Source organism: Mangrovibacterium marinum, assembly GCF_003046625.1.
GTDB lineage: Bacteria > Bacteroidota > Bacteroidia > Bacteroidales > Prolixibacteraceae > Mangrovibacterium > Mangrovibacterium marinum.
Genome location: NZ_QAAD01000006.1, coordinates 120534 through 147435, shown reverse-complemented (window position 1 = coordinate 147435; position 26902 = coordinate 120534). Strand labels below are relative to the sequence as shown.

The 26902-nt window shown below is 48.6% G+C and carries 14 protein-coding genes; 12 read left to right on the top strand and 2 right to left on the bottom strand.

The genetic code is table 11. The annotated features are described in order from the left end of the window. Positions 1-12 precede the first annotated feature (12 nt). The 5 genes from pepF to C8N47_RS07530 all read left to right on the top strand — a co-directional run bounded on the left by pepF (position 13) and on the right by C8N47_RS07530 (position 9470). Positions 13-1887, top strand: a complete 1875-nt coding sequence (gene pepF / locus C8N47_RS07555) for an oligoendopeptidase F (RefSeq protein ID WP_107821934.1) — start codon at positions 13-15, stop codon at positions 1885-1887. 993 nt (positions 1888-2880) lie between these two features. Then, positions 2881-3372 carry a hypothetical protein gene (locus C8N47_RS07545; protein ID WP_107821932.1) on the top strand — a complete coding sequence of 164 codons (492 nt, stop codon included), beginning with the start codon at positions 2881-2883 and terminating at the stop codon, positions 3370-3372. Positions 3373-3465: 93 nt separating this feature from the next. Continuing rightward, positions 3466-4104: a flavin reductase family protein gene (locus C8N47_RS07540; protein WP_107821931.1), complete on the top strand. Its 639-nt coding sequence runs from the start codon at positions 3466-3468 to the stop codon at positions 4102-4104. Between the two features lie 67 nt (positions 4105-4171). Then, positions 4172-6226 carry a M3 family metallopeptidase gene (locus C8N47_RS07535; RefSeq protein WP_245915685.1) on the top strand — a complete coding sequence of 685 codons (2055 nt, stop codon included), beginning with the start codon at positions 4172-4174 and terminating at the stop codon, positions 6224-6226. Between the two features lie 727 nt (positions 6227-6953). Further along, complete coding sequence (locus tag C8N47_RS07530; protein ID WP_170111330.1) at positions 6954-9470, top strand: TonB-dependent receptor plug domain-containing protein; 2517 nt, start codon at positions 6954-6956, stop codon at positions 9468-9470. On the opposite strand, the gene C8N47_RS07525 is transcribed toward C8N47_RS07530, so the two are convergent. Further along, on the bottom strand, positions 9467-10207 hold the full coding sequence (locus tag C8N47_RS07525; protein ID WP_146161462.1) for a 5'-methylthioadenosine/adenosylhomocysteine nucleosidase: 741 nt from the start codon (positions 10205-10207) through the stop codon (positions 9467-9469). The two genes, C8N47_RS07530 and C8N47_RS07525, sit on opposite strands and share 4 nt — an antisense overlap. A 92-nt stretch (positions 10208-10299) precedes the next feature. Here C8N47_RS07525 and C8N47_RS07520 point away from each other — a divergent pair, with 92 nt between their 5' ends. From C8N47_RS07520 to C8N47_RS07490, 7 genes are all read left to right on the top strand, one after another. Further along, complete coding sequence (locus C8N47_RS07520) at positions 10300-13200, top strand: ligand-binding sensor domain-containing protein (protein ID WP_107821928.1); 2901 nt, start codon at positions 10300-10302, stop codon at positions 13198-13200. A 226-nt stretch (positions 13201-13426) separates the two neighbouring features. Then, a complete protein-coding gene (locus tag C8N47_RS07515) occupies positions 13427-16459 on the top strand; it encodes a SusC/RagA family TonB-linked outer membrane protein (RefSeq protein ID WP_107821927.1) in 3033 nt (1010 codons plus the stop codon). A 13-nt stretch (positions 16460-16472) separates the two neighbouring features. Next, the gene (locus tag C8N47_RS07510) at positions 16473-17960 is read left to right on the top strand and encodes a RagB/SusD family nutrient uptake outer membrane protein (RefSeq protein WP_211316073.1); all 1488 of its coding nucleotides are present in this window, start codon (positions 16473-16475) and stop codon (positions 17958-17960) included. A 19-nt stretch (positions 17961-17979) separates the two neighbouring features. Then, positions 17980-20028, top strand: a complete 2049-nt coding sequence (locus C8N47_RS07505; protein ID WP_211316072.1) for a hypothetical protein — start codon at positions 17980-17982, stop codon at positions 20026-20028. A gap of 15 nt (positions 20029-20043) precedes the next feature. Then, on the top strand, positions 20044-21696 hold the full coding sequence (locus C8N47_RS07500; RefSeq protein ID WP_107821926.1) for a family 16 glycosylhydrolase: 1653 nt from the start codon (positions 20044-20046) through the stop codon (positions 21694-21696). A 212-nt stretch (positions 21697-21908) separates the two neighbouring features. Beyond that, positions 21909-24200 carry a beta-glucosidase BglX gene (gene bglX / locus C8N47_RS07495; protein WP_107821925.1) on the top strand — a complete coding sequence of 764 codons (2292 nt, stop codon included), beginning with the start codon at positions 21909-21911 and terminating at the stop codon, positions 24198-24200. Between the two features lie 214 nt (positions 24201-24414). Beyond that, the gene (locus tag C8N47_RS07490) at positions 24415-25026 is read left to right on the top strand and encodes an HAD family hydrolase (RefSeq protein WP_170111329.1); all 612 of its coding nucleotides are present in this window, start codon (positions 24415-24417) and stop codon (positions 25024-25026) included. 4 nt (positions 25027-25030) lie between these two features. Here the strand turns inward: C8N47_RS07490 and ispG are convergent, their stop codons facing one another. Continuing rightward, a complete protein-coding gene (gene ispG, locus C8N47_RS07485; RefSeq protein WP_107821923.1) occupies positions 25031-26896 on the bottom strand; it encodes a (E)-4-hydroxy-3-methylbut-2-enyl-diphosphate synthase in 1866 nt (621 codons plus the stop codon). Between the last annotated feature and the right edge of the window lie 6 nt (positions 26897-26902).

The window sequence follows — 26902 nt, the reverse complement described above, 5'->3', positions numbered from 1 at the left end:
AATAAATTGATTATGCAGAAGATAAAATTCCTTGCCCTCTTGCTGGTGCTCTTTAGCCTGACAACCACAGCACAGCAACGCAACAGAACAGACATTGCTGACCAATACAAATGGGATCTGACCGATATATTCCCGTCGGACGAAGACTGGCGCACAGCCTTCGATGAGCTGTCGCAAAAGCTGGAAACCGTTGAAAGCTTCAAAGGCAGCATCATGCAATCGCCCGAAAACCTGCTGAAGGTGCTCCAATTCAACAGCGCACTTTCCATGGAAGCTTCCAAACTCTACATCTATGCCAGCATGAACTCGGATCTGGACACCCGCGACTCGAAGTATAACGGGATGCAACAGGAGCTTCGCCACCTGTTTTCAACTTTGGGTGCCAAAGCCGCCTTCATCCAACCCGAAATTCTGGAGGCCGACTGGAGCACTGTTGAAAGCTTCATTGAACAGGAGCCCAAACTTGCCATCTACCGGATGCCATTGGAGAATACCTTCCGCACCAAAGCGCACAGCCTGAGCGAAAACGAAGAACGCATTATGGCCCTGACCGGCAACATGAGCGGAACGGCCGCATCGGTTTACAACACCTTCCGCAATGCCGAGATGCCCGCTCCCGAGGTTACCCTGTCCGACGGCCAAAAGCTGAAGGTCAGCAGCTCGGAGTACAGCCGCATCAGAGCATCGGCCAACCGTGCCGACCGCGAAATTGTGTTCCAGGCCTACTGGGACAACTATGCCCGCTTTAAGGCCAGCTACGGCGAAATGCTCAGCGGAAATGTGAAGACCGATATCTTCCGGGCACAGGCGCGGCATTACGACTCGTCGCTGCAAGCAGCCCTTTACCCCAACAATATTCCGGTTGAAGTGTATCAGGCGCTGATTGACAATGTGAATAAGAACCTGCCGGCTTTCCACCGTTACCTGCAAATTAAAAAACGAATGCTGGCCGTCGACACGCTGAAGTATCTCGATTTATATGCACCTGCCGTCAAGAACGTAGACCTGAGCTATACCTACGATGAAGGCGCCAAACTGGTGATTGATGCCCTAAAGCCACTGGGCAAAGAATATGTAGCAACCGTAAAAAAAGCCATCGACGAACGCTGGATTGATGTGTACCCCAGCCAAGGCAAAACAACCGGCGCGTATTCCAACGGAGCATTCTACGAGGGACATCCCTACATTCTGCTCAACTACAACGACCTGTACGAGGACGTGAGCACTCTGGCGCACGAACTGGGACACACTATGCAAAGCTATTTCAGCAATAAAACACAACCCTATCCCACATCCGACTATGCCATCTTTGTGGCCGAGGTTGCGTCAACCTTCAACGAGGTGCTGCTCTTCAACTACATGATCGACAAGGTGAAGGACGACGACATAAAACTGTCGCTGCTGATGAACTGGCTCGATGGCTTCCGCGGTACCTTGTTCCGCCAAACCCAGTTTGCCGAGTTTGAGCTGAAAATACACGAAGAAGCCGAACAGGGAAAACCGCTCACCGGCGACTCCTTCTCCGACATTTACAGCGACATTGTAAAACGCTACTACGGCCACGACAAAGGCATTTGCGTTGTCGATGACTATATCAATATGGAATGGGCCTACATCCCCCATTTCTACTACAACTACTATGTGTATCAATACAGCACATCGTTTACAGCCTCCATATCCCTGGCCGAAAAAGTGATGAGCGGCGATAAAAAAGCCCTCGAAAACTACATGGCCTTCCTGGCAGCCGGAAGTTCCGACTACCCCATCGAACTGCTGAAACAAGCCGGCGTGGACATGACAACTGCCGAACCCTTCGAAAAAGCAATTCAGGCCATGAACAAGGTGATGGACGAAATTGAAACCATTCTGGATAAAAAAGGAATGTAGAATACCGAAATACCAATCAGCAAGAAGACTGTCAGCACTGGCAGTCTTCTTTTTTTTGAAAGTCTACCACGCAAAGCTGCTAAGGCGAAATGTCAATAACTGGTTCTGATTAGAAGTGGAACGACAACCCGACAACTGGTGAAAACAACGGCAACAGCATAGTCGGAAAGTCCTAAACTTTCATTCCTGATGGTGAGTCCCCGGAATCATGTAGGTTTTCTGTGAAAATCCCTTCGGGTGATGTGGTTTCCGCCGGTAGGCAGGGTTTCCAAACCGCATCGGGGATGCCTTGAGATGTGGAACGACAACCCGACAACTATCGAAAACAACGACAACAGGATATCAGTAGCACCAAAGGCAACACGAAGATTCTCCCGTCCCGTACGGGACTGAATTTCCCCCGGCCGTCGTTAAGCTACCCAAATTGCATCCCTCCGGGATTGCAGCAAGTTTTCCGTTTGATTTCGGGCTCTTAAGAAACATCACTCTGTTTCTTTTCTTTATAGCATTTTCGAATGTGAACACTCGATAAAAGAAGGCCAACCGGATCCCGACTTTTTGGCATTGAGCAAACCTCATCCTTATGGGTTGATGGTGTTTTTTGTAATCTACCTGTAGCTTCGGGATTCCCCCGCTCTGCCCGCAGAGAGGGGACAGAATTGAAACGATCCGCCAGGATTGGTTCATTTCAGGGGAGAGTGAAAAGGGGCCTTTGTGTTTTTTGTAAACATAGATTCGGGTGATGTGCCTGCCTGCGGTAGGCAAGGTTTCCAACCGCATCGGGGATGCCTTGAGATGTGGAACGACAACCCGACAACTTGTGAAAACAACGACAACCCAGACAACCGAAAAACCCTGATAATGAGTCCCCGGAATCATATCTAACTTTTATCGATTTGGACAACTTGCGACAACCAGGACAACAGAATAAACGGAAAGCCTTATTTTTACCCGAATAAATCAATTTCACCCCGTCAATCTTAATCCCGGATTATGAGCCGTACACATTTACTGCTGTTTTCATTGCTGTTTTTCATGTCATCCTGGGCATCCGGACAACTGCCCGGCGAACCAATTGGCATGTACTCCAAAGGCTTTCTGCTGAAAAAAGATGTCTACGTGAAATGCGATATCGAAATGACCCACGAGCAACTGCTGAAGGTATTTCTGAAAGACCCGCAGATGGACAAATACACCCGGCCACTGGCCATCAACTATATGTTTGGCAAGGTGCTAAGCTCAACAGCCAGCGTGCTGATTGCCCTGCCCCTCGTGGAATCGATAAGCGACAATGGCTCGCCCAACTGGAACCTGGCCTACATTGGTGGGGCCTGCCTGGCAGCATCAATCCCCTTCAAACTGGCTTTTAAAACGAAAGCCCGCCGGGCCGTAGCCTTTTACAACAGCGGCTACCGCGAAAAAGACGAACTCAGCCTGCAACTACAGCCGGGCGTAAACAGCCTTGGCCTTCGCCTAAGCTTTTAGCTGAAGCTGGCTGCGCCGTGCATCGCCAATTCGCTTTTTCGCCATCCCCCGCAGTTTTTTAACTTTGAATGCGCAATCATAACAACGAGAAGCATGACCACCTTTAAAAAGACCAACTGGCGCCCCGGCACCATGGTTTATCCGGTGCCGGCAGTTTTAGTAAGCTGCGGCGAAACAGCCGACGAATATAACCTGATCACCATTGCCTGGACCGGCACCATCTGCAGCGACCCGCCCATGTGCTATATCTCGGTGCGCCCCTCGCGCCATAGCTACGAGATCATTAAACGCACCGGCGAGTATGTCATCAACCTGACAACCGAAGAACTGGCGCGCGCCACCGACTGGTGTGGGGTGAAATCGGGCGCCAAAGTAAACAAATGGAAAGAAATGGGTCTCACCCCGGCACCGGCCTCGGTGGTGAAAGCACCCATCCTGGCCGAAGCGCCCATCTCAATCGAGTGTAAGGTGAAGGACATCGTGAACCTTGGCACGCACGATATGTTTATCTCCGAAGTTGTCAACGTAATTGCCGACGAGCGCTACCTGGATCCCGAAACCGGCGCCTTCAGCCTAAAACAATCCGACCCCATCTGCTACGTGCACGGGCACTATTTTAAAGTGGGCGAACAAATTGGCAAGTTTGGCTGGTCGGTCGAAAAGAAAAAGAAAAAAAAGAGGCCCCCTCTAACTCCCCAAAAAGGGAGAACAGGGAATAACAACAAGCAATAAACACAAGAGGGTAAAACGGATCCTTCGCTGTTTTGGCTTTTAATGATTAATCATGAAAACAAATACAATGGATACAAAAACAATAAATGTACTGAACCCGCTCCTGGAGCCTTTCAACACCTTACACGATACGGCTCCCTTTCCGAAGCTAAAAAACGAACACTATCTGCCAGCTTTTCAGGAAGCCATAAAACAGGCTAAAGCCGAAATACAGGCCGTAATCGACAATCCGGCACAGCCGACTTTCGGGAATACCGTTGAAGCAATGGAAGCAACAGGCCAACGGCTGAGCATCATCCGGGGCATTTTCTTCAACCTGAACTCGGCCGAAACCAACGACGAGATGCAGCAAATTGCGCAGGAAGTAGCGCCTATGTTGGCTGAATTCGGCAACGACATCAGCCTGAATGAAGAACTTTTTGCCCGCGTGAAAGCGGTCTACGAACAGAAGGATCAGCTGGAACTGACCACCGAGCAGCAAACTTTGCTGGACAACAGCTACCAAAGCTTTGTGCGCAACGGAGCCAACCTAAGTGCCGACGACAAGGAAAGCTATCGGCAAATAACAGCCGAACTGAGTAAACTCGGCTTGCAGTTTCAGCAAAATGTACTGGCCGAAACCAATGCTTTCGAGCTGCATCTGACCAGGGAAGACGAGCTGGCGGGCCTTCCCGACTTTGTGCGCGAAGCTGCCGCTTTAACCGCCCGCCAAAAGAACAAAGAAGGCTGGATCTTCACACTGCAACACCCCAGCTTCATCCCCTTTATGAAGTACAGCGACCGCCGCGACCTGCGCGAACAGCTTTTCCGGGCTTCATCGCGCAAAGGCAACCAGGATAACGAATACGACAACAAAGAGATCATCCGCAAAATTCTGGAGCTGAAACTGCAAAAGGCAAAACTGCTGGGCTATAAAACCCATGCCGACTTCAAGCTGGAACGCCGCATGGCTGAAACACCGGCCAAAGTGGCGAGCTTCCTCGATGAGCTGCACCAGGCCTCCAAGCCTTTTGCGCAGAACGATCTGGCAGAAGTGCAGCAATTTGCCAACGAAAACGGATTTGAAGGAACAATCGAACGCTGGGACTGGGCCTATTACTCGGAAAAGCTGAAAAATGCCCGCTACGGATTTAACGAGGAAGAGGTGAAACCTTACTTCCAACTGGAAAATGTGGCCCGCGGGATTTTCGGACTGGCCCAAAAACTTTACAAGCTGGAGTTTAAAGAAAACAAGCAGATTGACGTTTATCATCCGGATGTGAAAGCCTACGAGGTCTTCAACAACCAGGGCGAATTTATTGCCGTGCTGTACATGGATTTTTTCCCGCGCGAAAGCAAACGCTCCGGCGCCTGGATGACCGACTATCGCTCGCAATATGTAGAAAAAGGGGTGAACAAACGCCCGCACATCAGCATTGTGTGCAATTTCACCAAACCCACCGAAACCAAGCCATCATTGCTGACTTTTGACGAGGTAACCACCTTCCTGCACGAATTTGGACATGCCCTGCACGGTATGCTCAGCCAATGCCGTTATGCTTCCACTTCGGGAACAAACGTGTATTGGGATTTTGTGGAGCTGCCCTCTCAAATGCACGAAAACTGGGCCTACGAGAAAGAATGGCTCGATCAGTTTGCGGTACACTTTGAAACCGGCGAGAAACTGCCCGAAGAACTGATCCACAAGATTGTTGCGGCCAAGAATTTCCAGGCGGGTTACTTCCAGGAACGACAGCTTAGCTTCGGCATGCTCGACATGGCTTACCACACGCAGCAAGAAGCGCTCCGGGAGCCGGTAGCCCAATTCGAGGCCAAAGCCATGAAACCGACCGAACTGCTGAAACCCGTTGATGGGGCACTGATGAGCACTGCCTTTTCGCACATTTTTGCCGGAGGCTACGATGCCGGCTACTACAGCTATAAATGGGCCGAAGTGCTGGATGCCGATGCCTACTCGATATTCCAACAAAACGGAATCTTCGACCAGGATACCGCTGATTCGTTCCGCCAAAATATCCTCGAAAAAGGTGGCAGCGAACATCCGATGGTACTTTATAAACGCTTCCGAGGGCAGGAACCAACCGTTGATGCTTTGCTCGAACGCAGCGGCCTGAAGAAGTAAGTTCTAGTTATTGAGGGTTTCACTTCAAGTGAAGCCCTCAATAACAGTGAAACCCACACTTCGTTTTAGCGACAGGCATAAAAAAAGACAAGCGCCTCAGCGCCTGCCTTTCTAACTTTCTCTCTGTGTATGTATGAAAAAAACTCTGTCTTCTGTTTCCCTTCATGGCTTTGAGGAAAACTCTTCAACCTAAATAACAACTACTGTGCCAAAATTTCATCCAGATCTGTTCCAACCTTTGTATTCCAAACTATTTAGAAAAGGAAATTCCGCCCACTACACTTAAACAAGAAAAGCAAGTGCCTGAGCACTTGCTTCCTAACCTTTTCTCTCTCTCTGTATGTATGAAAAAACTCTGTTTCTGCTTTCCTTCATGGCTTTGAGGAAAACTTACGCAAAAATGTATATCAACTACTGTGCCAAAAAAGAAAAAAATTTCAAAAGTCCCCCTCTGTTAAGACTTATTAAGGAATAGCGCCGGCTTTTCCTTTCCCCCTTGAATACTTCAGGCTTCTTTCCTGCGTTTTCATAAAACTTATCGGGCTATAACAGCCCGGAAGCCGAACGATTGAACATGACGGATATGAAAACAACGACCACACGAACTTCTCTTTTCATCAAAATAGGATTGACAGCACTCATTTTTAGTCTGCCTCAGCCAACAGAAGCAGTTGGTTGGCCAAAACTCTTCAAGAAAAAAGCGCGACAAAAAACCGAGAAATCCGCTATGGCGATAGTTGACGGGCGGGTTACGGAAGAAGACTTTCAGGAACCGCTGGCCAAAGCAACCATTCAACTACGGGGAACGGGAATTTATACCGTCACCAATCGCTTTGGCTACTACCGGATGAAACTTCCCCCGGCCGATTTTATGGTTGAAGCCATTCACCCGGGCATTTACAGTGAGTTTTACAACATGTCGACCTACGAAGGGATATTTACCCCCATGGGAGCGGTTCGGCTGGAACCAACTGCCGTGGGCCGCAAAGAACAACGCGACATCGCCGCTCGTATTGCCATCGCGAAGCATCCGGCAGCCACACAAAACAGCTCAGCTTTCGACTTGCTCAAGCAAGCCGGCTCGGTTGAATTTAATCATCTGCTCAGCAACCAGCCGTCGGTTTACCTCCTGGAAAATGGGAGTGGCTACGGCAGTTCCGAAATCCGCGTGCGTGGGTTTTCGGCCAATCAGAACCAGATTGTTTTTAATGGCGTAAGCCTGAACAACCCGGAAACCGGGAGCATGAACAGCCCCTTGTACCCCGGGTTGAACGACTGGGCCAGCGATGTGCAGTTTACCACCGGTGTAGCCTCCGGAAAACAAAGCGAACTGGGGCAAACCGGCTTAATTAATGTGTTGCCCCTCATGCCTCAAAAGAAATTCGGGGTGAATGTACTGGGAGCAACCGGCCTGAATGGATATCTGAAAACAGCCGCGACGATACACTCGGGCTACAACAAACGGAACCTGGCCTTCGCCCTGAAGCTGGACCGCAGCAGTGGCGATGGCCTTGCCGACTACACCGGATTTACCTCCTACGGAATGCTGTTTAACCTGTACAAAGCGTTTAATCACAGACACAGCATTTTGCTGACCAACGCCACGAAAAGCTGGCAGTCCGATCAACGCAGCCGCCCCGACAGCATCTCGAAATTCGCCCAATACGGCATAGAACACAACAGCAATTGGGGATTTTTAAACAACAAAGAGCAGGGCTGGAACGGCAACTTCGGATTCACCAACCTGGCCATCCTCACGCATAACTGGCACAAACAGGTACATAGCCGGTTGGTCAGCCAGCTGTATCTGGAATTTACCAACAGCGTACAAACCCATCCCTCCGGCACAATGAATGGCCTCAGCCCCTACCAGCTACCGCCAAGCACTGCCGGGCTAGTCGATTTTGACACGATCAGCCAGTACAACGATGGACGCACCAACTCCGAAACCGAAGGAATAACCATCCTGGCAGCCGCCACCCGATCGTTACGCTGGGGCATGCAGTCGCAGTATCTTCACGAGTTCAACAAACAGACCAAAGGCTTCATTCAAATCGATTTTGAGAGCTACCGGGGCAGGCATTTCGGAACGGTTAACAACCTGCTGGGGGCAGCGGGTTTCACCAGCCAGGCCGACCTGAACGGAACAACCGGAAACGTCGAGAAGCTTTTGGCATCGGCATTTCTACCCAAAACCGGGAAAGCCGACAAAGCCGATCACAGCTACGAGGCACTGATCCGTAAAGTCGGTGCCAGCCTCAACCTGGAACACACCGGCAACAAAACCTTCAGCTACCTCGAAGCAGCCTTCTTTGTAAAAAGCCAACAACGCACGGACCACTTTAACTATCTCAGCAGTGATCCGCTGGCCAAAACCGATGCGGTGAACAAGATGGGCTGGCGCCTGGCAAGCGGGATTACATACCGGATCAACGAGTTCAATTCCTTCCGCCTGAATGCCGGAGCCTCCGCCAGCCCGGCGCGCTTCAATATTTTGTTTCCCTCAGCAAACAACCGGGAAAACCCGGAAGCCGAAAACAGGAATCTCTATTCGGGCGATTTGGCCTATGTGCTTAGCTCAGGCAGGTTTTACATAGCACTGCGGGGCTATGCCATGTATCAGCAAAACCAAAGCAACATCCAGCGATTGATGCTTAACACGGAAGAATCCTTTGCCCTGATCAACGGGCTGGAGCAGTTTCACCGGGGACTCGAGTTCAACAGCCAGATCACCTATTTGCGGCGCCACAACTTCTACCTGGCAATATCGTACGCTAAATGGACGTATCAAAAGTCGGCAACAGCATCGGTATACGACAATGCCAACCAACTGCTGAGCCGCTTACAGATGCCGATGAAAGGATACAATACCGACAACTGTCCACCGGTCAGTATGTATGTCAAAAATGAGTTTAACATCCTCAAGGGGCTGGAAGTCAACATCAACTACTACCGTGCGTTTAAAAGCTATGCCCCCCTGTTAGTACATGACTTTGACGAAACCGATAGTCCGGAGCAAATCAAGCTCCCCTCCTTCGACCGGCTTGGGGCGGGAATCAACTACTACCACGAATTTCGGAATAAACGTTCGATCAGTGTGTTTGGCGAAGTACACAACTTCTTAAACAACGAATACATCAATGCCATTTACACCAATATAAGCAGCCCGGAAGCTTACGCGCAAAACCTGGCGCATTATGGCAGTCCGATGAGTTGGAATGTGGGGCTAAGCTTCAACTTTTAAACAAACATCAGGCGGGCAATCTCGACTGAGATCTTGCTAATATCCTCGAAAAGAAAACGCTCGAAGGAAGCATGCGCATCATCATCGGCATTATCCGAAATAATGCGGATCACGGTGCAGGGAACCCGGTAATCAGCGGCAACCTGAGCAATGGCAGCTCCTTCCATTTCAGTACAGAAAAGCTCCGGATGCTTGTCCACAATTTTGTCCTTGCCCTTTCGCGAGGCAACAAACTGATCGCCGGTACCAATGGCTCCAATGTGAATGGTTGGCTGATATTTTGCATTAATTTCGGGATATTGACCACCATGCAGGTTGTAGGTAAACTGCTTGACGGCCTCGAGCGCCCGCTTTTGCGCTCCTTTACGTACCGGAAACTTAAACTTTTTGTAAAAGGGAGGATTGATGGTGCCCAAACCATCCAAACGCGTTAAATCAACATCGTGCTGAATGAGCTTGTCGGCAACAACAATGTCGCCAATCCGCAAGTTTTCCATCAAGGAACCAGCCAAGCCAATGAAAACCAACTGATCAACCTGAAACAAATTGATCAGAGTGGTTGCCGTTGAGGCCGCAGCAACTTTTCCCCAACCCGACAGCACCATCACCACCTCTTTACCGCCAATAGTCCCTTCGTAAAACTTACGAACACCATATTCGTGAACTTTGAGATTTTCAATGTCATGCTCGAGCAGCTGAATTTCTTCGCGCATAGCGCCTATTAAACCGGTTTTCATTGTTGAGGATTTGGTGAATTGAATGATCGAAGGTACCAATTAATTTCTATACGACTGTTTCTTCCAAAAAAATAGAATGATATATTTGTTATATGGGCCAAAAGAGTCACATCCTGCTTGTTTTCTTTTCCTTGCTTTCCGCGTTTACATTTGGACAGCTAAAAAACGTTGGAATTCCGGAAATCAGGAATTTCAAAAAACAGGATTACCAGGCAGGAACACAGGATTGGCAAATTGAAAAAAACAGTCGGAATTTTCTGTATTTTGCCAATAACGAGGGCTTGTTGGAATATGACGGATCTCACTGGATCCTTTACGGGCTTCCAAATCCATCGTTGATTCGAAGCCTGAAAATAGATGACAACGACCGGATCTATACTGGTCAGCAAAACGAGTTTGGGTATATGGAGCCAAATGCTGAAGGAGTGTTAAGCTACCATTCGTTAAGCGATCAGCTCTCCGACGAGCAAAAAAATTTTGATGAGATCTGGCGAATCCACATCACCAATTCCGGCGTTTTTTTTCAATCTTTCAGCCATCTGTTCCTATACCGGGACGGACGCCTTAGCGAAGTGCCTTTAAAAAACCGCATCCGCTTTTCGTTTTATGTGAACGGCCACTTATGGATTCAGGATGAACAGGATGGCTTGATGCAATACCGACAGCTTCAGCTGGTGAAGATGCCCGGAGCCGACAGCCTGATCGGGAAGGAAATCTGGACAATCCTGCCATTAAACAACACCAAAGTACTGATTGGTACTGCCAACAACGGTGTTTTTGAATACGACGGGGAAAAACTTATCCCCTGGAATAACGAAGCCAACAGCTTCCTGGCGGCCAATCAAATTTTCGCAGCCACCAAACTACACAACTCCTATTTCGCATTTGGGACGATACAGAACGGGCTTATGATTACCGACGAGAGCGGAAAAATCATGCAGCATATCAACAAAAAGAAAGGGCTGCAAAACAATACCATTCTGAGCATCGGCACCGACCAAAACCAGAACCTTTGGCTCGGACTCGATAACGGGATCGACTACGTGGAAGTAAATTCGCCACTAACCTACATTTACGATCCGGAAGGGTTTGGATCGGTTTACACCTCCTTGATTCACCATGGAAAACTTTACGTTGGCACCAACCACGGTCTGTTTGTGAAAGACTGGCCCGAAGTAAAAACGATCCGGTCAGATTCCTTCCGGCTGATTCCGGGAACCGTTGGTCAAACCTGGTATCTGGGAATCCATCAAAACGTTCTGCTTTGCGGCCACAATACCGGTACATTTATCATTGAAGGGGAAACCGCTACCAAAATATCGGATGTTGACGGAGCCTGGGTCTTTCTGGATTTGAAAGACAAGCCCAACCTTCTTCTTGGCGGAAATTATGCCGGACTGAGCCTGTTTGCCAAAAGCGACGATCATTCGTCCTGGCAATTCGTTAAGCAGATTCCCGGATTCAACGAATCATCCCGTTTGTTGGCACAGGATGACACCGGCAACATCTGGATGAGCCATGGTTATAAAGGCATATTCAAAATAAAGCTCAGTGATGATTGCCTGAAAGTACTCAGCTACCGCCTATATAATTCACAAAAGGGCCTTCCTGCCGATAACTTCATCAATCTGATGCAGGTTGCAAACGAGCTTATTTACACCAGTCCACAAGGCATTTACTGCTACAACAAAGATGAAGACACCTTTGCTCCATCGAGCTATTATAACCAACTATTCAACGACAGAATCAACGTCAATTACATTCTTGAAGATAGCTACAAAAATTTATGGTATTCATCGGCGGAGGGCCCCGGTGTTTTGCGACTTCAGGAAGACGGTTCATACGCCCGGGTAAGTTCTCCTTTCGAAAAACTCGCGGGCCGGATGATTTCCGGCTTTGAGAACATCTACGTCGCCGACCTCCAAAATACGTTTATTGCTCTGGAAGACGGATTAGCACACTACACACCTAATTACACGACAACCAACGACATCCTTCCGGATATATTTATCCGCGAGGTATATAACATTCCAACCGGTGACATCCGCTACCCTTATGCTGAAAAGAATCCGGACGAACCGGAATTGTCGGAATACGCCTATAAAGGCAATAATCTCCGCTTTACCTACAGCTGTCCCGATTACCGCAATGCCGGAAATATGGAGTTTAGCTATATGCTCGCGAATTACAATCCGGAATGGTCGCCCTGGGCTTCATCATCGAGCTGTGAGTTTATGAACCTGCACGAGGGCGAATATACCTTCAAAGTAAAAGCACGGATCAATGCCCTTACCGAAAGCAACATCGGCAGCTATACATTCCGAATTTTACCGCCTTGGTACCGGACCAATCTGGCCTACGCAACCTATCTGTTTGTCGGTATTATGCTGATTGCGTTAATCAGCTGGTTTATCTATTTTCGGATTCAGGTCTCCAAACGAAAAGAACGACTGGTTCAGCTGCAAAAATACCGGGCACAAATGCAGCAGTATCAACGCGAAGCTTTAATCTCGGACAAAGAGATCATTCGCCTGCGCAACGAACAGCTTCGGGGAAAAATGATCAATCTGGATAAAGAGCTCGCCAATCAGACCATGAGTGTAATCCAGAAAAACAAGTTTCTGGGCAAGCTCAAAGCCGAATTAAAAAACCTCCAGGTCAACTCCCCGGACAGTAGCTTCAAATCGAAGATCAGCTTAATCATCAACCGGATTGACAAAGAATTCGACAACCAAAAACAAAACGAGCTGTTTGAAACCTACTTTGACGAAGTACACGAAGACTTTTTCAAACGTCTTTCACAAGCTTACCCAACCCTTACTCCCCGCGAGATGAAACTATGTGCTTATATCAAGATGAATATCTCATCGAAGGAGATTGCCACCCTTTTAAACATATCTGTCCGCGGAGTGGAAATCTCCCGTTATCGTTTACGAAAAAAGCTGAACTTAGACCGAACCGAAAACCTGACAAGCTTCATTTCGCGCATTTAGCCCGATATGCTGTACAGCAGAACAGCTACTGACGTATACAAAACCAAAACCACACTATCAACAAACATTTCATTTAGTGCAACTTACATTTTTAATGATGTAGTTTTGTAGTACTGCACTCCGGAGTCACGTAGTATTAATGAAGAGGCTATTTTTTTGGCATTCACCTTTTTCCTTCGAAATTCGATCCAGTTTTTAACTTTTCGCAAGACCAAAAAAATGACCTATGAAAAAAATCTCATTTTTTCTATTTTGTATAATCTTTGGATTTCATGCCCTAGCGCAGGATCTGACCATTAAAGGTCTGATAACATCCAAAGACGACGGACAACCACTTCCGGGCGTATCGGTACTGATTAAAGGAACCCTTAAAGGGACAATCACCGATTTTGACGGGAACTATGTCATTCAGGCTCCCAAGGATGCCACCCTTCAGTTTTCCTACATCGGAATGAAATCTCAGGATGTTAATGTCGACGGGAGAACCACCCTCGATATTGTTATGGAAAACGACGCGATCGGCGTTGACGAAGTTGTGGTTATTGGTTACGGAACCCAAAAAAAGGAAGACCTTACCGGAGCCGTATCTATTGTGAACGCGGAAACCATCGAAAACCTCAAACCGGTAAAAGTAGAACAAGCTTTACAAGGAACCATGTCGGGGGTGAATGTAACGGCCCAATCCGGGGCTCCGGGTTCGGGGCTGGACATCCGTATTCGGGGAATCTCGACCAACGGCGATGCTTCACCTGTGGCCATCATCGACGGATACCAGGGCGATCTAAACACCCTGAATCCCAACGACATTGAAACCATTACAGTCCTGAAAGATGCCCAGGCGGCCATTTACGGTACAGTTGGGGCGAACGGAATCATCCTGATTACCACCAAGTCGGGGCGTAAAAACCAGGCAACAAAGGTAACGGTAAACAGCTCGGTGGGAATCCAGGAAACAAGCCGCAAACTTCCGGTGCTAAACGCAACTGAATATGCGGTCCTGCTAAACGAAGCTTATGCGGCCAGTGGCGATGACCTGCCTTTCCCAAGCATTTCGGGACTCGGCAAAGGTACAAACTGGCAAAATGAGCTGTTTGAGACCGCGCCGGTTTACAATAACGACATCAACATCTCGGGCGGAACCGACAAGATTGTTTACTCGCTAAGTGCTTCGAATTTAAAGCAGGAAGGAATTATCGGTGGTCCCAAAACCGGTTACGAACGCAATACCGGACGCATGACCCTGGGTGCCGACCTGTCGAGCTGGATCAAATTTAAATCTTCCATCACCTTTACCAATGTAAACCGAAAAACGATCAACGAATTTGGCTTGGGGTCGGTTCTTTTCAATGCCTTGAATATGCCCTCGACCATGCCGGTTTACGATGACGCGGGCGATTACTTTCTGGCACCTTCAAGCCTGGGGAACGAGGTGATTAACCCGCTGGCTCAAATAGAAAATACTTACAACGACTACGATCTGTCCAAGTGGAACGGAAATTTCAGCCTCGACTTCAACATCCTGTCCAACCTGACCGCCACAACACGGATCGGTTTCAACACAACCAACGACAAGTCGAAAGATTTCTCCAAAGAAATCAGCTACGGCGGGAAAGTATTCGATGTATCGCGCAGCACCGTTTTTCAGGATCGTAACAACTACAACGACTACACCTTCGATGCGTTCGTCACTTACGACAAGACCTATAGCGACTTGCATCATCTGACAGCAACCGTGGGAACAACCGTTTATAAAACCTGGGGCGACCATCTGGAAGGACGTGGCTACGACATTCCCAATAACTCGTGGGAGTTTGCCGACATTGGTCTGGCAACCGGAACCACCGATGCCAAAGTAACCAACTCGTGGACATACGATCAGCGCAGGTTGTCGTACTTCGCCCGTATTCAATACGACTACGAAGGAAAATACCTGCTGTCGGCGATGCTGAGACGAGACGCCTCAACCAAGTTTGGCCCCAACAACACGGTCGCCTATTTTCCATCGGTTACGATCGGATGGAACCTGGCCAAAGAAGACTTCCTGAAAGAGGCCGAAAACATCGATCTTCTGAAACTAAGGTTAAGCTATGGTATTCTGGGCTCCGACAAAATTGACGATTACCAATACATTTCCCGACTAAATGGTGAAGCCACTTATGTCTTCGACGGCTCGCTGGTAAACGGTACAGCCGTTGGTGCCAGTCCAAATGCGTCCATTAAGTGGGAGGAATCCGAACAGTTTGACCTCGGCGTTGACCTAAAGCTATTCAACAATAAAGTAGACCTGAATGCAGACTATTTCAGCAAGAAAACGAACAACTTGTTAATTGGCAACATCCCCGTATCCGGAATATTGGGTGTTGGTGCACCTGGTGCTGCCGGACCTACCGTAAACGCAGGAACGGTGAAAAACAGCGGTTTTGAGTTTGCTGTGGGCTACCGCGGAAAAATAACCAAAGACCTGACCTTTAGCGTGAACTACAACCTCACAACACTAAAAAACGAGGTGCTCGAGGTTAACAACGGAACCGGATTTGTAGAAGGGGGCTCGTTCGGTGTTGGACAACCGGCACCTGCCCGCATGGAAGTCGGGAAACCGATTGGCTATTTCTATGGTTACAAAACCGATGGACTGTTTCAAAACCAAGCCGAAGCAGATGCTCACCCATCGCAAGTTGCCTTAGGTGCTGAAGCTTCTCCCGGAGACATTCGTTTTGTCAACATGAATGGCGACGACCTTATCGACACCGACGATCGCACCGACATCGGCAGCCCGATCCCGGACGCCACCATGGGGCTAAACATCTCGCTGAACTTTAAAGGTCTTGACTTTGTAGCCTACGCTTTTGCATCTATCGGCAACGATATTGTTCGCAACTACGAACGTGTCATCCCCGATGTGAACAAAATGAGCTACAAACTCAACCGCTGGACGGGTGAAGGAACCAGCAACACGGTTCCGCGGCTAACAACGGCAGCGACTTCAAATACCGTTTTCTCCGATTTTTATGTCGAGGACGGCTCCTTCCTGCGCCTGCAAAACATCCAGCTGGGATACAAGCTACCCAAATCGGTTACCGAAAAGCTGTTCATCCAATCGTTACGGGTATACACCAGCATCAGCAATCTGTTTACAATCACCGAATACCAGGGCTTCGATCCGGCAGCCTCAAGTGGCGAACCTATCGGTGCCGGATTTGACAACGGATTTTACCCGGCTGCCCGGACCTACACGTTCGGCTTAAACCTTAACTTCTAAAACTCAGAAAACAATGAATAATAAGATCTTCCATAAAATCATGTTCACCCTTAGCCTGGTCTTCGCGGCATCTGTTTTTTCGTGCACCGACGACTTTGTAAAGATTGAACCGGAATACTCGATTGACTCGGAGAACTATTTCAACTCGGAAGCCGACTATTACTATGCACTGGTTGCCGCTTACGACATGCTGCAATCGACTTATGCCAACGCAATTGTAGGCGAATTTGCCTCCGACAATACCTTATGCGGTGGCGAAAATGCCACCGACGTCATCGGGTGGCAACAGATCGACGATATGATTCACACCCCCTCAAACAGCAACCTGCGCGATATCTGGAACTGGATGTTCGCGGGTGTACAACGCACGAACTATTTCATGGAATTTAAAGACAAAACCGACTTTGAAAACAAGGAGCAGATGACAGGTGAAATACGCTTCCTGCGCGCTTACTATTATTTCGAACTTGTCAAATGGTTCGGTCCTGTTCCGTTAAAAGTTGACGAACGCTTCAAACTGGGAGATGAAACAACGATTCCTCGTTCCCCAGTTTCTGAGGTCTACGGACAAATTGAAGCGGATCTGTTATATGCTGAATCAGTACTGCCTCCCACTCCAACCGAGCCAGGACGCGCGACACGCGGTGCTGCACAAGCCTTGCTGGGTAAGGCATACCTGTTTCAGAAAAAATTTGACGAGGCAGCTCTTGTTCTGGACGACCTGATCGATGACCAGAACTATTCACTGGTTTCCGACTACGCTTCAATTTTTGAAGATGCCGGAGAGAACGGTGCTGAATCGGTATTCGAAGTTCAATATACCGATGTGGAAGGTGCCAGCTTTGACTGCCTGCAATGCAGCGAAGGAAATGTTGCCGTAGGTTTCAGCGGTGTGCGCAGCTACTCGGGCCCTCTGTATTCTTCGGGCTTTAGTTTTAATGTGCCAACGCAGGAGGCTGTCGATCAGTTCGAGCCCGGAGATCCCAGGAAAGACGTGACCATTCTGGACATCGAGGCCTGGGCCGACGAAACAGGAGCCGAATATTCAACCGGCTATGAGCACACCGGCTATTTCAACCGGAAATACATTCCACGCAAAAGAAGCGCCGACGCACAAGGCGACCTAAACCTGACCAACCCGAACAATTACCGGGCAATCCGGTACGCTGACGTCTTACTCATGGCTGCCGAAGCCAATAACCTGAAAGATGTTCCGGACGATGACAAAGCACAAAAATATCTGAACGAGGTTCGCAAACGCGCCTTTGGCGACGAAAACCACAAAATCACCTCCACCGGATCGGCATTAACCAATGCAATCTACCACGAACGACGAGTTGAATTAATGGGTGAAGGGCATCGTTTCTTCGACCTTGTGAGAACCGAAAAAGCAGCCGATGCCATTGACGGTTTTGTAACTGGTAAGCATGAAATATTTCCCGTTCCGCTGGAAGAAATCAACTTCTCGAATGGCAACTGGACTCAAAACCCAAACTACTAAACCCGTAAAAACTTGAGCAATGAAAAACTATAAAAATAGATTGGCGTTATTCTTTATCACGCTGCTCGCGTTCTCCTGCGTGACAGATGAAGATAAACTATACTCGCTCGATTACATTCAGGCGCCATCCAATGTCGATGCGGTCTTCAACATCACACAGGATAACTCTGGGCTGGTTACCATAACTCCAAATGCTGAAGGAGCCACAAGCTATACAATTGACTTTGGCGATGGCGTTTCAGAAGATCTGGCAGTTGCCGAATCCGCCTCGCACATTTATGCAGAAGGAGTTTATCAAGTCGAAGTCACAGCTCATGGCATAACCGGTCTCACCACCGAGGCAACAAAACAACTGAACGTTGCTTTTAAAGCACCGGAAAACCTATCGGTTGTTGTGGAAAATGACCAGCTGATATCCAAAAAAGTGAATATTACAGCTACTGCCGATTATGCCACTGTTTTTGAGATCTACTTTGGAGAAACCGAAGATGAGGAACCAACCTTAGCTTTACCGGGAGAAATGGCTTCGCACACCTATGCGGAAGCTGGCGACTACCAGGTGTTTATGAAAGCCAAAAGTGCTGCTATAGCGACCCTCGATACCACTTTCACGGTCACTGCGATCGAAATCGTCAGTCCTGTTTTGGCGGCACCGACTCCTCCGGCACGAAATGCTGCTGATGTCATTTCTATATTCAGCGATGCCTACACAAACATCACCGTAAATGAATGGAACCCGGGATGGGGACAAACTACCACCCTTACGACCGTTGAGGTTGCCGGAAATCCAACTCTTCTTTACGGAGCACTCAACTACACGGGAATCGTAACGGACTATAATAACCCGACTGACGTAACTGCAATGACCCATGTTCATTTTGACTACTGGACACCCGATGCCACTGAATTGTCCCTCAAACTGGTAAACACATCACTCGATCCTGTTCAGGAAGACCTTGAAATGGTACCGTCAATTACACAAGGAAGCTGGGTAAGCGTGGATATGGCATTGTCTGAATTTGCCCTCGACCTGTCAGGTGTTACCCAGCTGCTATTCGGATCTTCCGGAGCCACGGTTTATATCGATAACCTTTACTTCTATAGCGCTACAGCCTCGGCTCCAACAGAGGCTGCTCCAGTCCCAACAGCAGATGCCGCTAATGTGATTTCAATTTTCAGTGATGCTTATACCAACATCACGGTAAACGAATGGAATCCGGGTTGGGGACAAACCACGACCTTAACGACACCGCAAATTAACGGGGACAATACGCTGCTTTATGAAGCACTCAACTACACCGGGATTGTAACCGACTACGGAAACCCAACGGATGTTTCGGAAATGACACATATTCATTTTGACTATTGGACAAATGACGCAACTGCTTTGTCACTAAAACTAGTCAACACAACCTACGACCCGGTTCAGGAGCACATTGAAGCCCTATCTTCCATTAGCTATGGAAGCTGGATAAGTGTTGACATTCCGCTGGAGAACTACTCAATCGATCTTTCCGGCGTAACTCAGTTGCTGTTCGAATCATCAAACTCCAAAGTTTACATTGACAATATCTATTTCTATAAACAGGGAACAGCAAATGCACCAACCACTGCGGCACCTGCACCAACAGCAAACAGCGGAGATGTGATTTCAATTTTTAGTGATGCTTATACAAATATCACAGTAAACGAATGGAACCCGGGTTGGGGACAAACAACGACATTAACGACCCTGCAAATTAACGGGGACAATACACTTCATTACGAAGCACTCAACTACACCGGAATTGTCACCGACTACGGAAACCCAACGGATCTCTCTGCAAAGACCTATGTCCATTTTGATTATTGGACAAATGATGCAACTGCATTGTCGTTAAAACTGGTCAACACAACCTACGACCCGGTTCAGGAGCACATCGAAGGCCTTTCGTCCATTAGCTATGGAAATTGGATCAGTGTTGATATTCCGCTGGTTAACTATACAATCGATCTATCCGGGGTTACTCAGTTGCTGTTTGAGTCGTCTAGTGCTAACGTTTATATCGACAATATTTATTTCTACTAATAAAGGAAACAGGTTATGAAAAAATACAATATCTATCTGTCTATTTTGATCTTTGGCATGCCGTTATTGCTGGGAGCCTGCCAAACGGATAACTACGAATTAGGCAAACTCATCACACCAACGAACGTTGACTTTACGTACGAAATTGTTGGAGCTGATGCCGAAAACCCCTATGGCGACGGAACCGGGCTGGTAAGCTTTACCGCTACGGCTGACCATGAAATTACCTACACTTACAGCTTTGGAGACGGAACAGACCGCAAAGTTGCCCCCGACGGCAAAATTTCACATCAATTTTCTAAAACAGGCGTAAATACCTACCTTGTTACCGTGGATGCTGTTGGAGCTGGCGGCCTTGCTTCCTCCAAAACAATGCCGGTTGAGGTGCTGAGTACATTTACCGACGACGAAGCCCTTGAATTGCTGACTGGTGGAAGTTCTAAAAAATGGTACTGGGCAGCAGACCAACCCGGCAACATCGGACTGGGGCCCAATGATCGGAAATACAGTGGGAATGAACATACCTGGTCCTATTGGTTCACCTCAACAGCCTGGCACCCTGACAAACTGTGTATGTACGATGCCGAATTTGTATTTACAAAAACTGCGGACGGCTTAACCTTTGAGCAGACCGCCGGAACGGCCTATATACCCGCAGATTATGCCAACACAATCGGCGTAGAAGGGAATACCTGCCATGGCGAAGACGTCGTTCCATCGCTCTATGGTGTAAAGAATGTCTCATTCAGTCCCTCATCCTCCATTGCTACTGTTGACGGCGGATACCGGGGTACGACCATGACCTTCTCGGATGGTGGCTTTATGTGCTGGTATGTTGGTACAAGCGTGCATGAGATCATTCAGTTAACAGACGACATTCTGAAGGTACGAATAGAAGGAACAGGTGCCAATGCCTGGTACTGCACGTTTACAACCACCAATCCGAACGAAGGCAATGTTGAATACAACGACTTGGTATGGTCTGATGAATTCGAAACCGACGGAGCCCCCAACAGTGCAAACTGGACATACGACCTCGGGGCCGGTGGCTGGGGCAACAATGAAGCGCAAAGCTATACCAACAACCCGGAGAATGTGAGCATTTCGGATGGGATACTGAAAATTACAGCCAAAGCGGATGGTGCCGGGGGATACACCTCTGCCCGAATCAAAACCGAAGGACTGTACGAGTTCACTTACGGGCGGGTTGAAGTGCGGGCCAAATTACCTGCTGGTGGCGGCACCTGGCCGGCAATATGGATGCTGGGAGCCAATTTCTCAACTGCCGGCTGGCCCGACTGCGGCGAGATCGACATTATGGAAGCCATCGGCAACGACCCGGGCTATGTGCAATCGGCCTTACACACGCCTTCAAGCTCCGGAGATACCGATTACAAGGGAAGCACCGTTGTTGCCGACGCCTCCGAAGCCTTCCATATTTACTCGGTCAACTGGTCGCCTAATGAGATCTCTTTTCTGATTGACGGCGAAATCTACTACACCTATGTTCCGCAAACTAAAGATGCTGCCCACTGGCCCTTCGATGCCGACCAGTTTCTGATTCTTAATGTAGCCATGGGAGGTACGCTGGGGGGCACCATTGACCCCTCGTTCACGCAAGCCACCATGGAGATCGACTATGTGCGGGTTTATCAAAATACCGATTAACCGATTTCTGTATTCCAGGCAATCCCGGAGGAGCCTGTGTGCTCCTCCGGAACCTTCGCAACGCTCCCGCTGCAGAGGTTGGCCGCATATCAGCCGGGCGAACATACACGCCGGCCAATTCCGCAATACCAACATTTAAGATCCTATTTTTTAGTTGAAATCGTGCAAACACGACAAGGCTGAAAAAAGGATAAAAAACTCATCGCTAAAATATGATACACAAGAAACAAATACACCATCAGCTTCACCAACCAGTCTATTGGCTTTGTACACTTTTACTGGCACTTTCATCAGCCTGCTCTTCACCAAAAGAACAAGCAGAAAAGAGCATCGAGCAGCAGATAGACGATCTGATTGCCCAAATGACACTGGAAGAAAAAGTGGGCCAGATGAATCAATACAACGGCTTTTACGACATGACCGGGCCCGCCCCTTCCGAGGGAAATGCCAAAAACAAGTACGAGCATATCAAACACGGCCTTGTTGGATCGATGCTCAATGTAAAAGGGGCCGAAAACGTGCGCAAAATGCAACAGTTAGCCGTTGACAGCTCCCGGCTGGGAATTCCCATGATCTTTGGCTTCGATGTGATTCACGGTCATAAAACAATCTTCCCCATCCCTTTGGCCGAGTCCGCCAGCTGGGACCTGGAAGCGATTGAAAAGTCAGCCCGAGTTGCCGCAGTTGAAGCTTCAGCCGAAGGCCTCAACTGGACCTTTGCACCCATGGTCGACATTTCGCGCGATCCCCGATGGGGACGGGTAATGGAAGGGGCAGGCGAAGATCCCTACCTGGGAAGTAAAATTGGCGTTGCCCGCATTAAAGGATTTCAGGGCGACGATTTAAGTGCCAACAATACTATTGCGGCCTGTGCCAAACACTGGGCCGGCTACGGATTTGCCGAAGGCGGACGCGATTACAATACGGTCGATGTCAGCACCAGCACGCTGTACAACGTCATCTTCCCCCCCTTCAAAGCAGCCATTGAGGAAGCTGATGTGAAGACGATTATGAACTCATTCAATATCATCAACGGAATTCCGGCGACGGCCAATGAGTTTTTGCTGCGCGATGTGCTGAAAGGCAACTGGGAATTCAGCGGCTTTGTCGTGAGCGACTGGAGCAGCGGCGCCGAGATGATCGCCCACGGATACGCCAAAGACCTGGAAGATGTGGCCATAAAAGCCACCAACGCCGGTTCCGACATGGATATGGAAAGCTATGCCAATGTCGCGAATTTGGTTGATGCTGTGAAAAACGGCAAAGTACGCGAAAAAGTTATTGACGATGCCGTACGGCGCATTCTCCGCGTAAAATTTGAACTCGGTCTGTTCGACGATCCATACCGATACTGTGATGAGAACAGAGAAAAAGAGCTACTCTTCCACCCCGATCATATTGCCGCTGCGCTGGATATGGCCCGAAAATCGATTGTTCTGCTAAAAAACCAAAACAGCCTGTTGCCACTAAAGAAAACACAGAAGAAAATAGCCGTCATCGGCGCCTTGGCAAACGACAAAAACAGCCCGCTGGGCAACTGGCGCATGGCCGGCGACGACAATACGGCCGTTTCCGTGCTCGAAGGACTGACCAGCTACTGCCCGGACGCAAGCTATGCCGAAGGTGCCAGGCTTGTTACCGGTCCCGAAGCATTTGCCACCGAACTTGAAATCAACACCACCGACCGAAGTGGTTTTGCCGAAGCGCTGAAACTGGCCAAACAATCGGAAGTCGTGATCATGGTCTTGGGAGAACACGGACTGCATAGCGGCGAAGCCAGATCCCGTGCTGACCTTGGCCTGCCCGGATTACAGCAAGAGCTGCTGGAAGCGGTATACCAAGTTAATCCCAACATCGTTCTGGTACTGATGAATGGTCGCCCGCTAACTGTTTGCTGGGCCGAGGAGCATGTTCCAGCCATCGTGGAAGCCTGGCAACCGGGAATACAAGCAGGCAACGCCATTGTACAAGTGCTTTTTGGCGACTATAACCCTTCCGGCAAATTACCGATGACCTTTCCACGTAGTGTAGCACACATCCCTGTTTATTACAACGCTTTCAGCACTGGCCGACCGGGACCGAAGACCGAGGTCTTTTGGCCTCACTACATGGATCAAACCCACCAACCCTTGTTTCCTTTTGGCTATGGACTAAGCTACTCAACCTTTGAGTACTCTGGCTTATCTGTGCAGCAAACAGGTCCGCAGCAATTTGAGGTGAGTGTTCAGGTTAGCAACACCAGTTCAACAAATGGAGAAGAAGTCATTCAGCTTTATATCAGAGACCGTGTAGCCAGCATCGTTCGGCCCGTAAAGGAACTGAAAGGGTTCGAAAAACGGATGATCAAAGCCGGAGAAACTGTTACAATCAAATTTAAGCTAACGGCCAAAGAACTCGGTTTTTACAATGGCAAGGGACAGTTTTTGGTTGAAGCAGGAGACTTTGATCTTTGGGTCGGTCCAAACTCAGCAGAAGGCTTGCACACTGAATTTTCCATCCACTAAACCGGCAGGCAGTAAACCGGGTTAGTACGGGCTAACCCGGTTTATACTGCGAATATTCAAAAATTGACATAAACACGCTTCTGCGATCCTTCGCTGCCAACCACCTTCCGCTCGATCAGAAACAGATCTGTTTATCCATCGTTTTGGGGCTTGATTCTCCAATTTTCTGCTTGGTTTATTAGCTTTGCAGCTCAATTTCCGAAATACAATGGTCATGACAAAAGCAATTAAAAATATCATCTTCGATTTGGGGGGTGTTCTTTTAAAAATTGATGCACAGCGAACAATCCGCGCATTCGGGGAGTTGGGGCTACCCGAGCTGATTAAACCCGGTGGCTGGGGATACAATCATCCCGTTTTTCTGGATATGGAAGCCGGTAAGCTTAGCGAGCATGAATTTCGGGACGGTATTCGCCGGCTACTGCCCCGGGCTGCCAGCGACCAGGATATTGACCAAGCCTGGTGTGCCATGATTCTGGACTATTTTCCGGAACGAATTGAGCTGGTCCGCAAATTAGCCCTAACGCACCGGGTGTATCTGTTTTCAAACACCAACGCCATCCATGTTCGGCACTTTCATCAACTATTCCAAAAAACATTTGCCCATTCCCTCTCCGATTTGTTTGTAAAGGATTACTATTCGAATGAGATGGGCATTCGCAAACCAGCCGTCGAATCCTTCGAATATGTCCTGAATGATGCCGGCTTGAAAGGCGAAGAAACCCTCTTTGTGGACGACTCGAACGAGAATGTGGAAAGCGCAAAAAAAACGGGGATGAGCACCATTTGGCTCACACCCGATTCTGATTTATTGTCTTTCTTTTAAACGCTTAATTTTGTTCTTCCGGATCGGTCCAGTCGCCGTTTTCACGGATCAGGTTTTCCAGCTCATAAACCGCATTCTCATAAGGAATATGCCGTTTTTTCAGCGATTGCCCCTTGTACAGGTTCACCTTACCGCTGCCCGCACCAACAAAACCGTAATCCACATCACCCATTTCGCCGGGGCCGTTTACCACACAACCCATCACCCCAATTTTCAAATGATTCAGATGTTTAAAGTGTGCCTTCACGTTGCGCGTTGTTTCGTGCAAATCGAATTGCGTACGGCCACATCCGGGGCAGCTTACAAACTCGGTTTTCGACACCCGCATGCGGCTGGCCTGCAGAATTGAAAAACTCAGATCTTTCAGATCCGTGAAAGTAATATTGTCGCCTTCGTTGGTAAGGCAAATACCATCGCCGTAGCCATCGATAAACAGGCCGCCCAGGTCGATAGAGGCCTTAATTTGAAGATCCTCCAGGCTACTCTCCTTGTAGGAGCGCATCAGGATTACCGGAACCTTCCAAATATGCGATTCCAACGCCATGAAGAAGGCGCGTAACTCGGCAAACGGGTTTTTATTAAAGCTTTCCAAAATCAACACGGTCTTGCGTGTTTGCTTCAGCTTCATGATAATTTCGGGGTTTTCCGCCATAAAACGGTCAAACTCCATTTTGTTGGTCCGGATGAATTTCATCTGTCCCCAGTGGCTACCCCCAAACAGGTACTCTTCCAGGTCCAGGATCGGATACACGTTTCCTTCCAGATCCAGAATCTGATCGCGATTCAGAAAATAATCCGGAATTTGCTTGCCCCGCAAGGGCAAAATCTCCGACAAATTGCGATCGCGCAGATCAGCAATCACCACAGGCACCTGCTTGCCTCCCATATTCATCACCGGGCGGGTCGAGCGATGCTCATACTCGAACGGATTCACCTGCGCAAACAAAGGCGCTGTAATCTTCTGATGATTTTGGTACGATTTAATGTGGTTGACCATTTTCCGGGCCACCGGTATTTCGCGTTCCGGCGCTTCGGTCAACGATACGCGGATGGTGTCGCCAATACCGTCAACCAGCAGGGCACCGATACCGACAGCCGATTTTATACGACCGTCTTCGCCTTCGCCAGCCTCGGTAACTCCCAGGTGCAACGGATATTCCATATCCTCCAGACGCATACGCTTATTCAGCAAACGAACGGTATACACCATCATCCGGGTATTGCTCGATTTGATGGAGATGACCACATTGTTGAAATTAACTTTCTTACAAATGCGCAAATACTCCATCACCGATTCGCTGATTCCCGCCGGAGTGTCACCGTAACGGCTCATGATCCGATCCGACAGCGATCCCTGGTTGGCGCCAATCCGCAAAGCCGTGTTGGTATCGCGCAAAACCTCAAGAAAAGGAACAAACTGTTCTTCAATTCGTTGCAATTCCTCCTTATATTCCTCATCGGTATAGATATGCCGCTCAAAACGGGCTCGTTTGTCGTAAAAATTTCCGGGATTAATTCGAACTTTCGAGATGTACTTGGCCGCAATTTCGGCCAGCTTCGGGTTGAAATGCACATCCGCAATCAGCGAGTTTTCGTAGCCCCGGGCAACCAACTCACTTTTAATATTTTTCAGGTTTTCCGCATCGCTCATTCCCTTTACAGTAACACGAACATAATCGGCTCCGGCCTTAATGATGCGAATAATCTGGTCTACCGTTGCATCTGTATCCTTGGAATCTGTATCAGTCATTGATTGAATACGGACCGGATAATCTCCCCCCACTGGTATCTTACCAACGTGAACCACAGAGGTTTGCTGGCGTTGATACTTCGTTAAATCCTTGATGTAATTAAAATTCCGATCTTCCATGTTCAG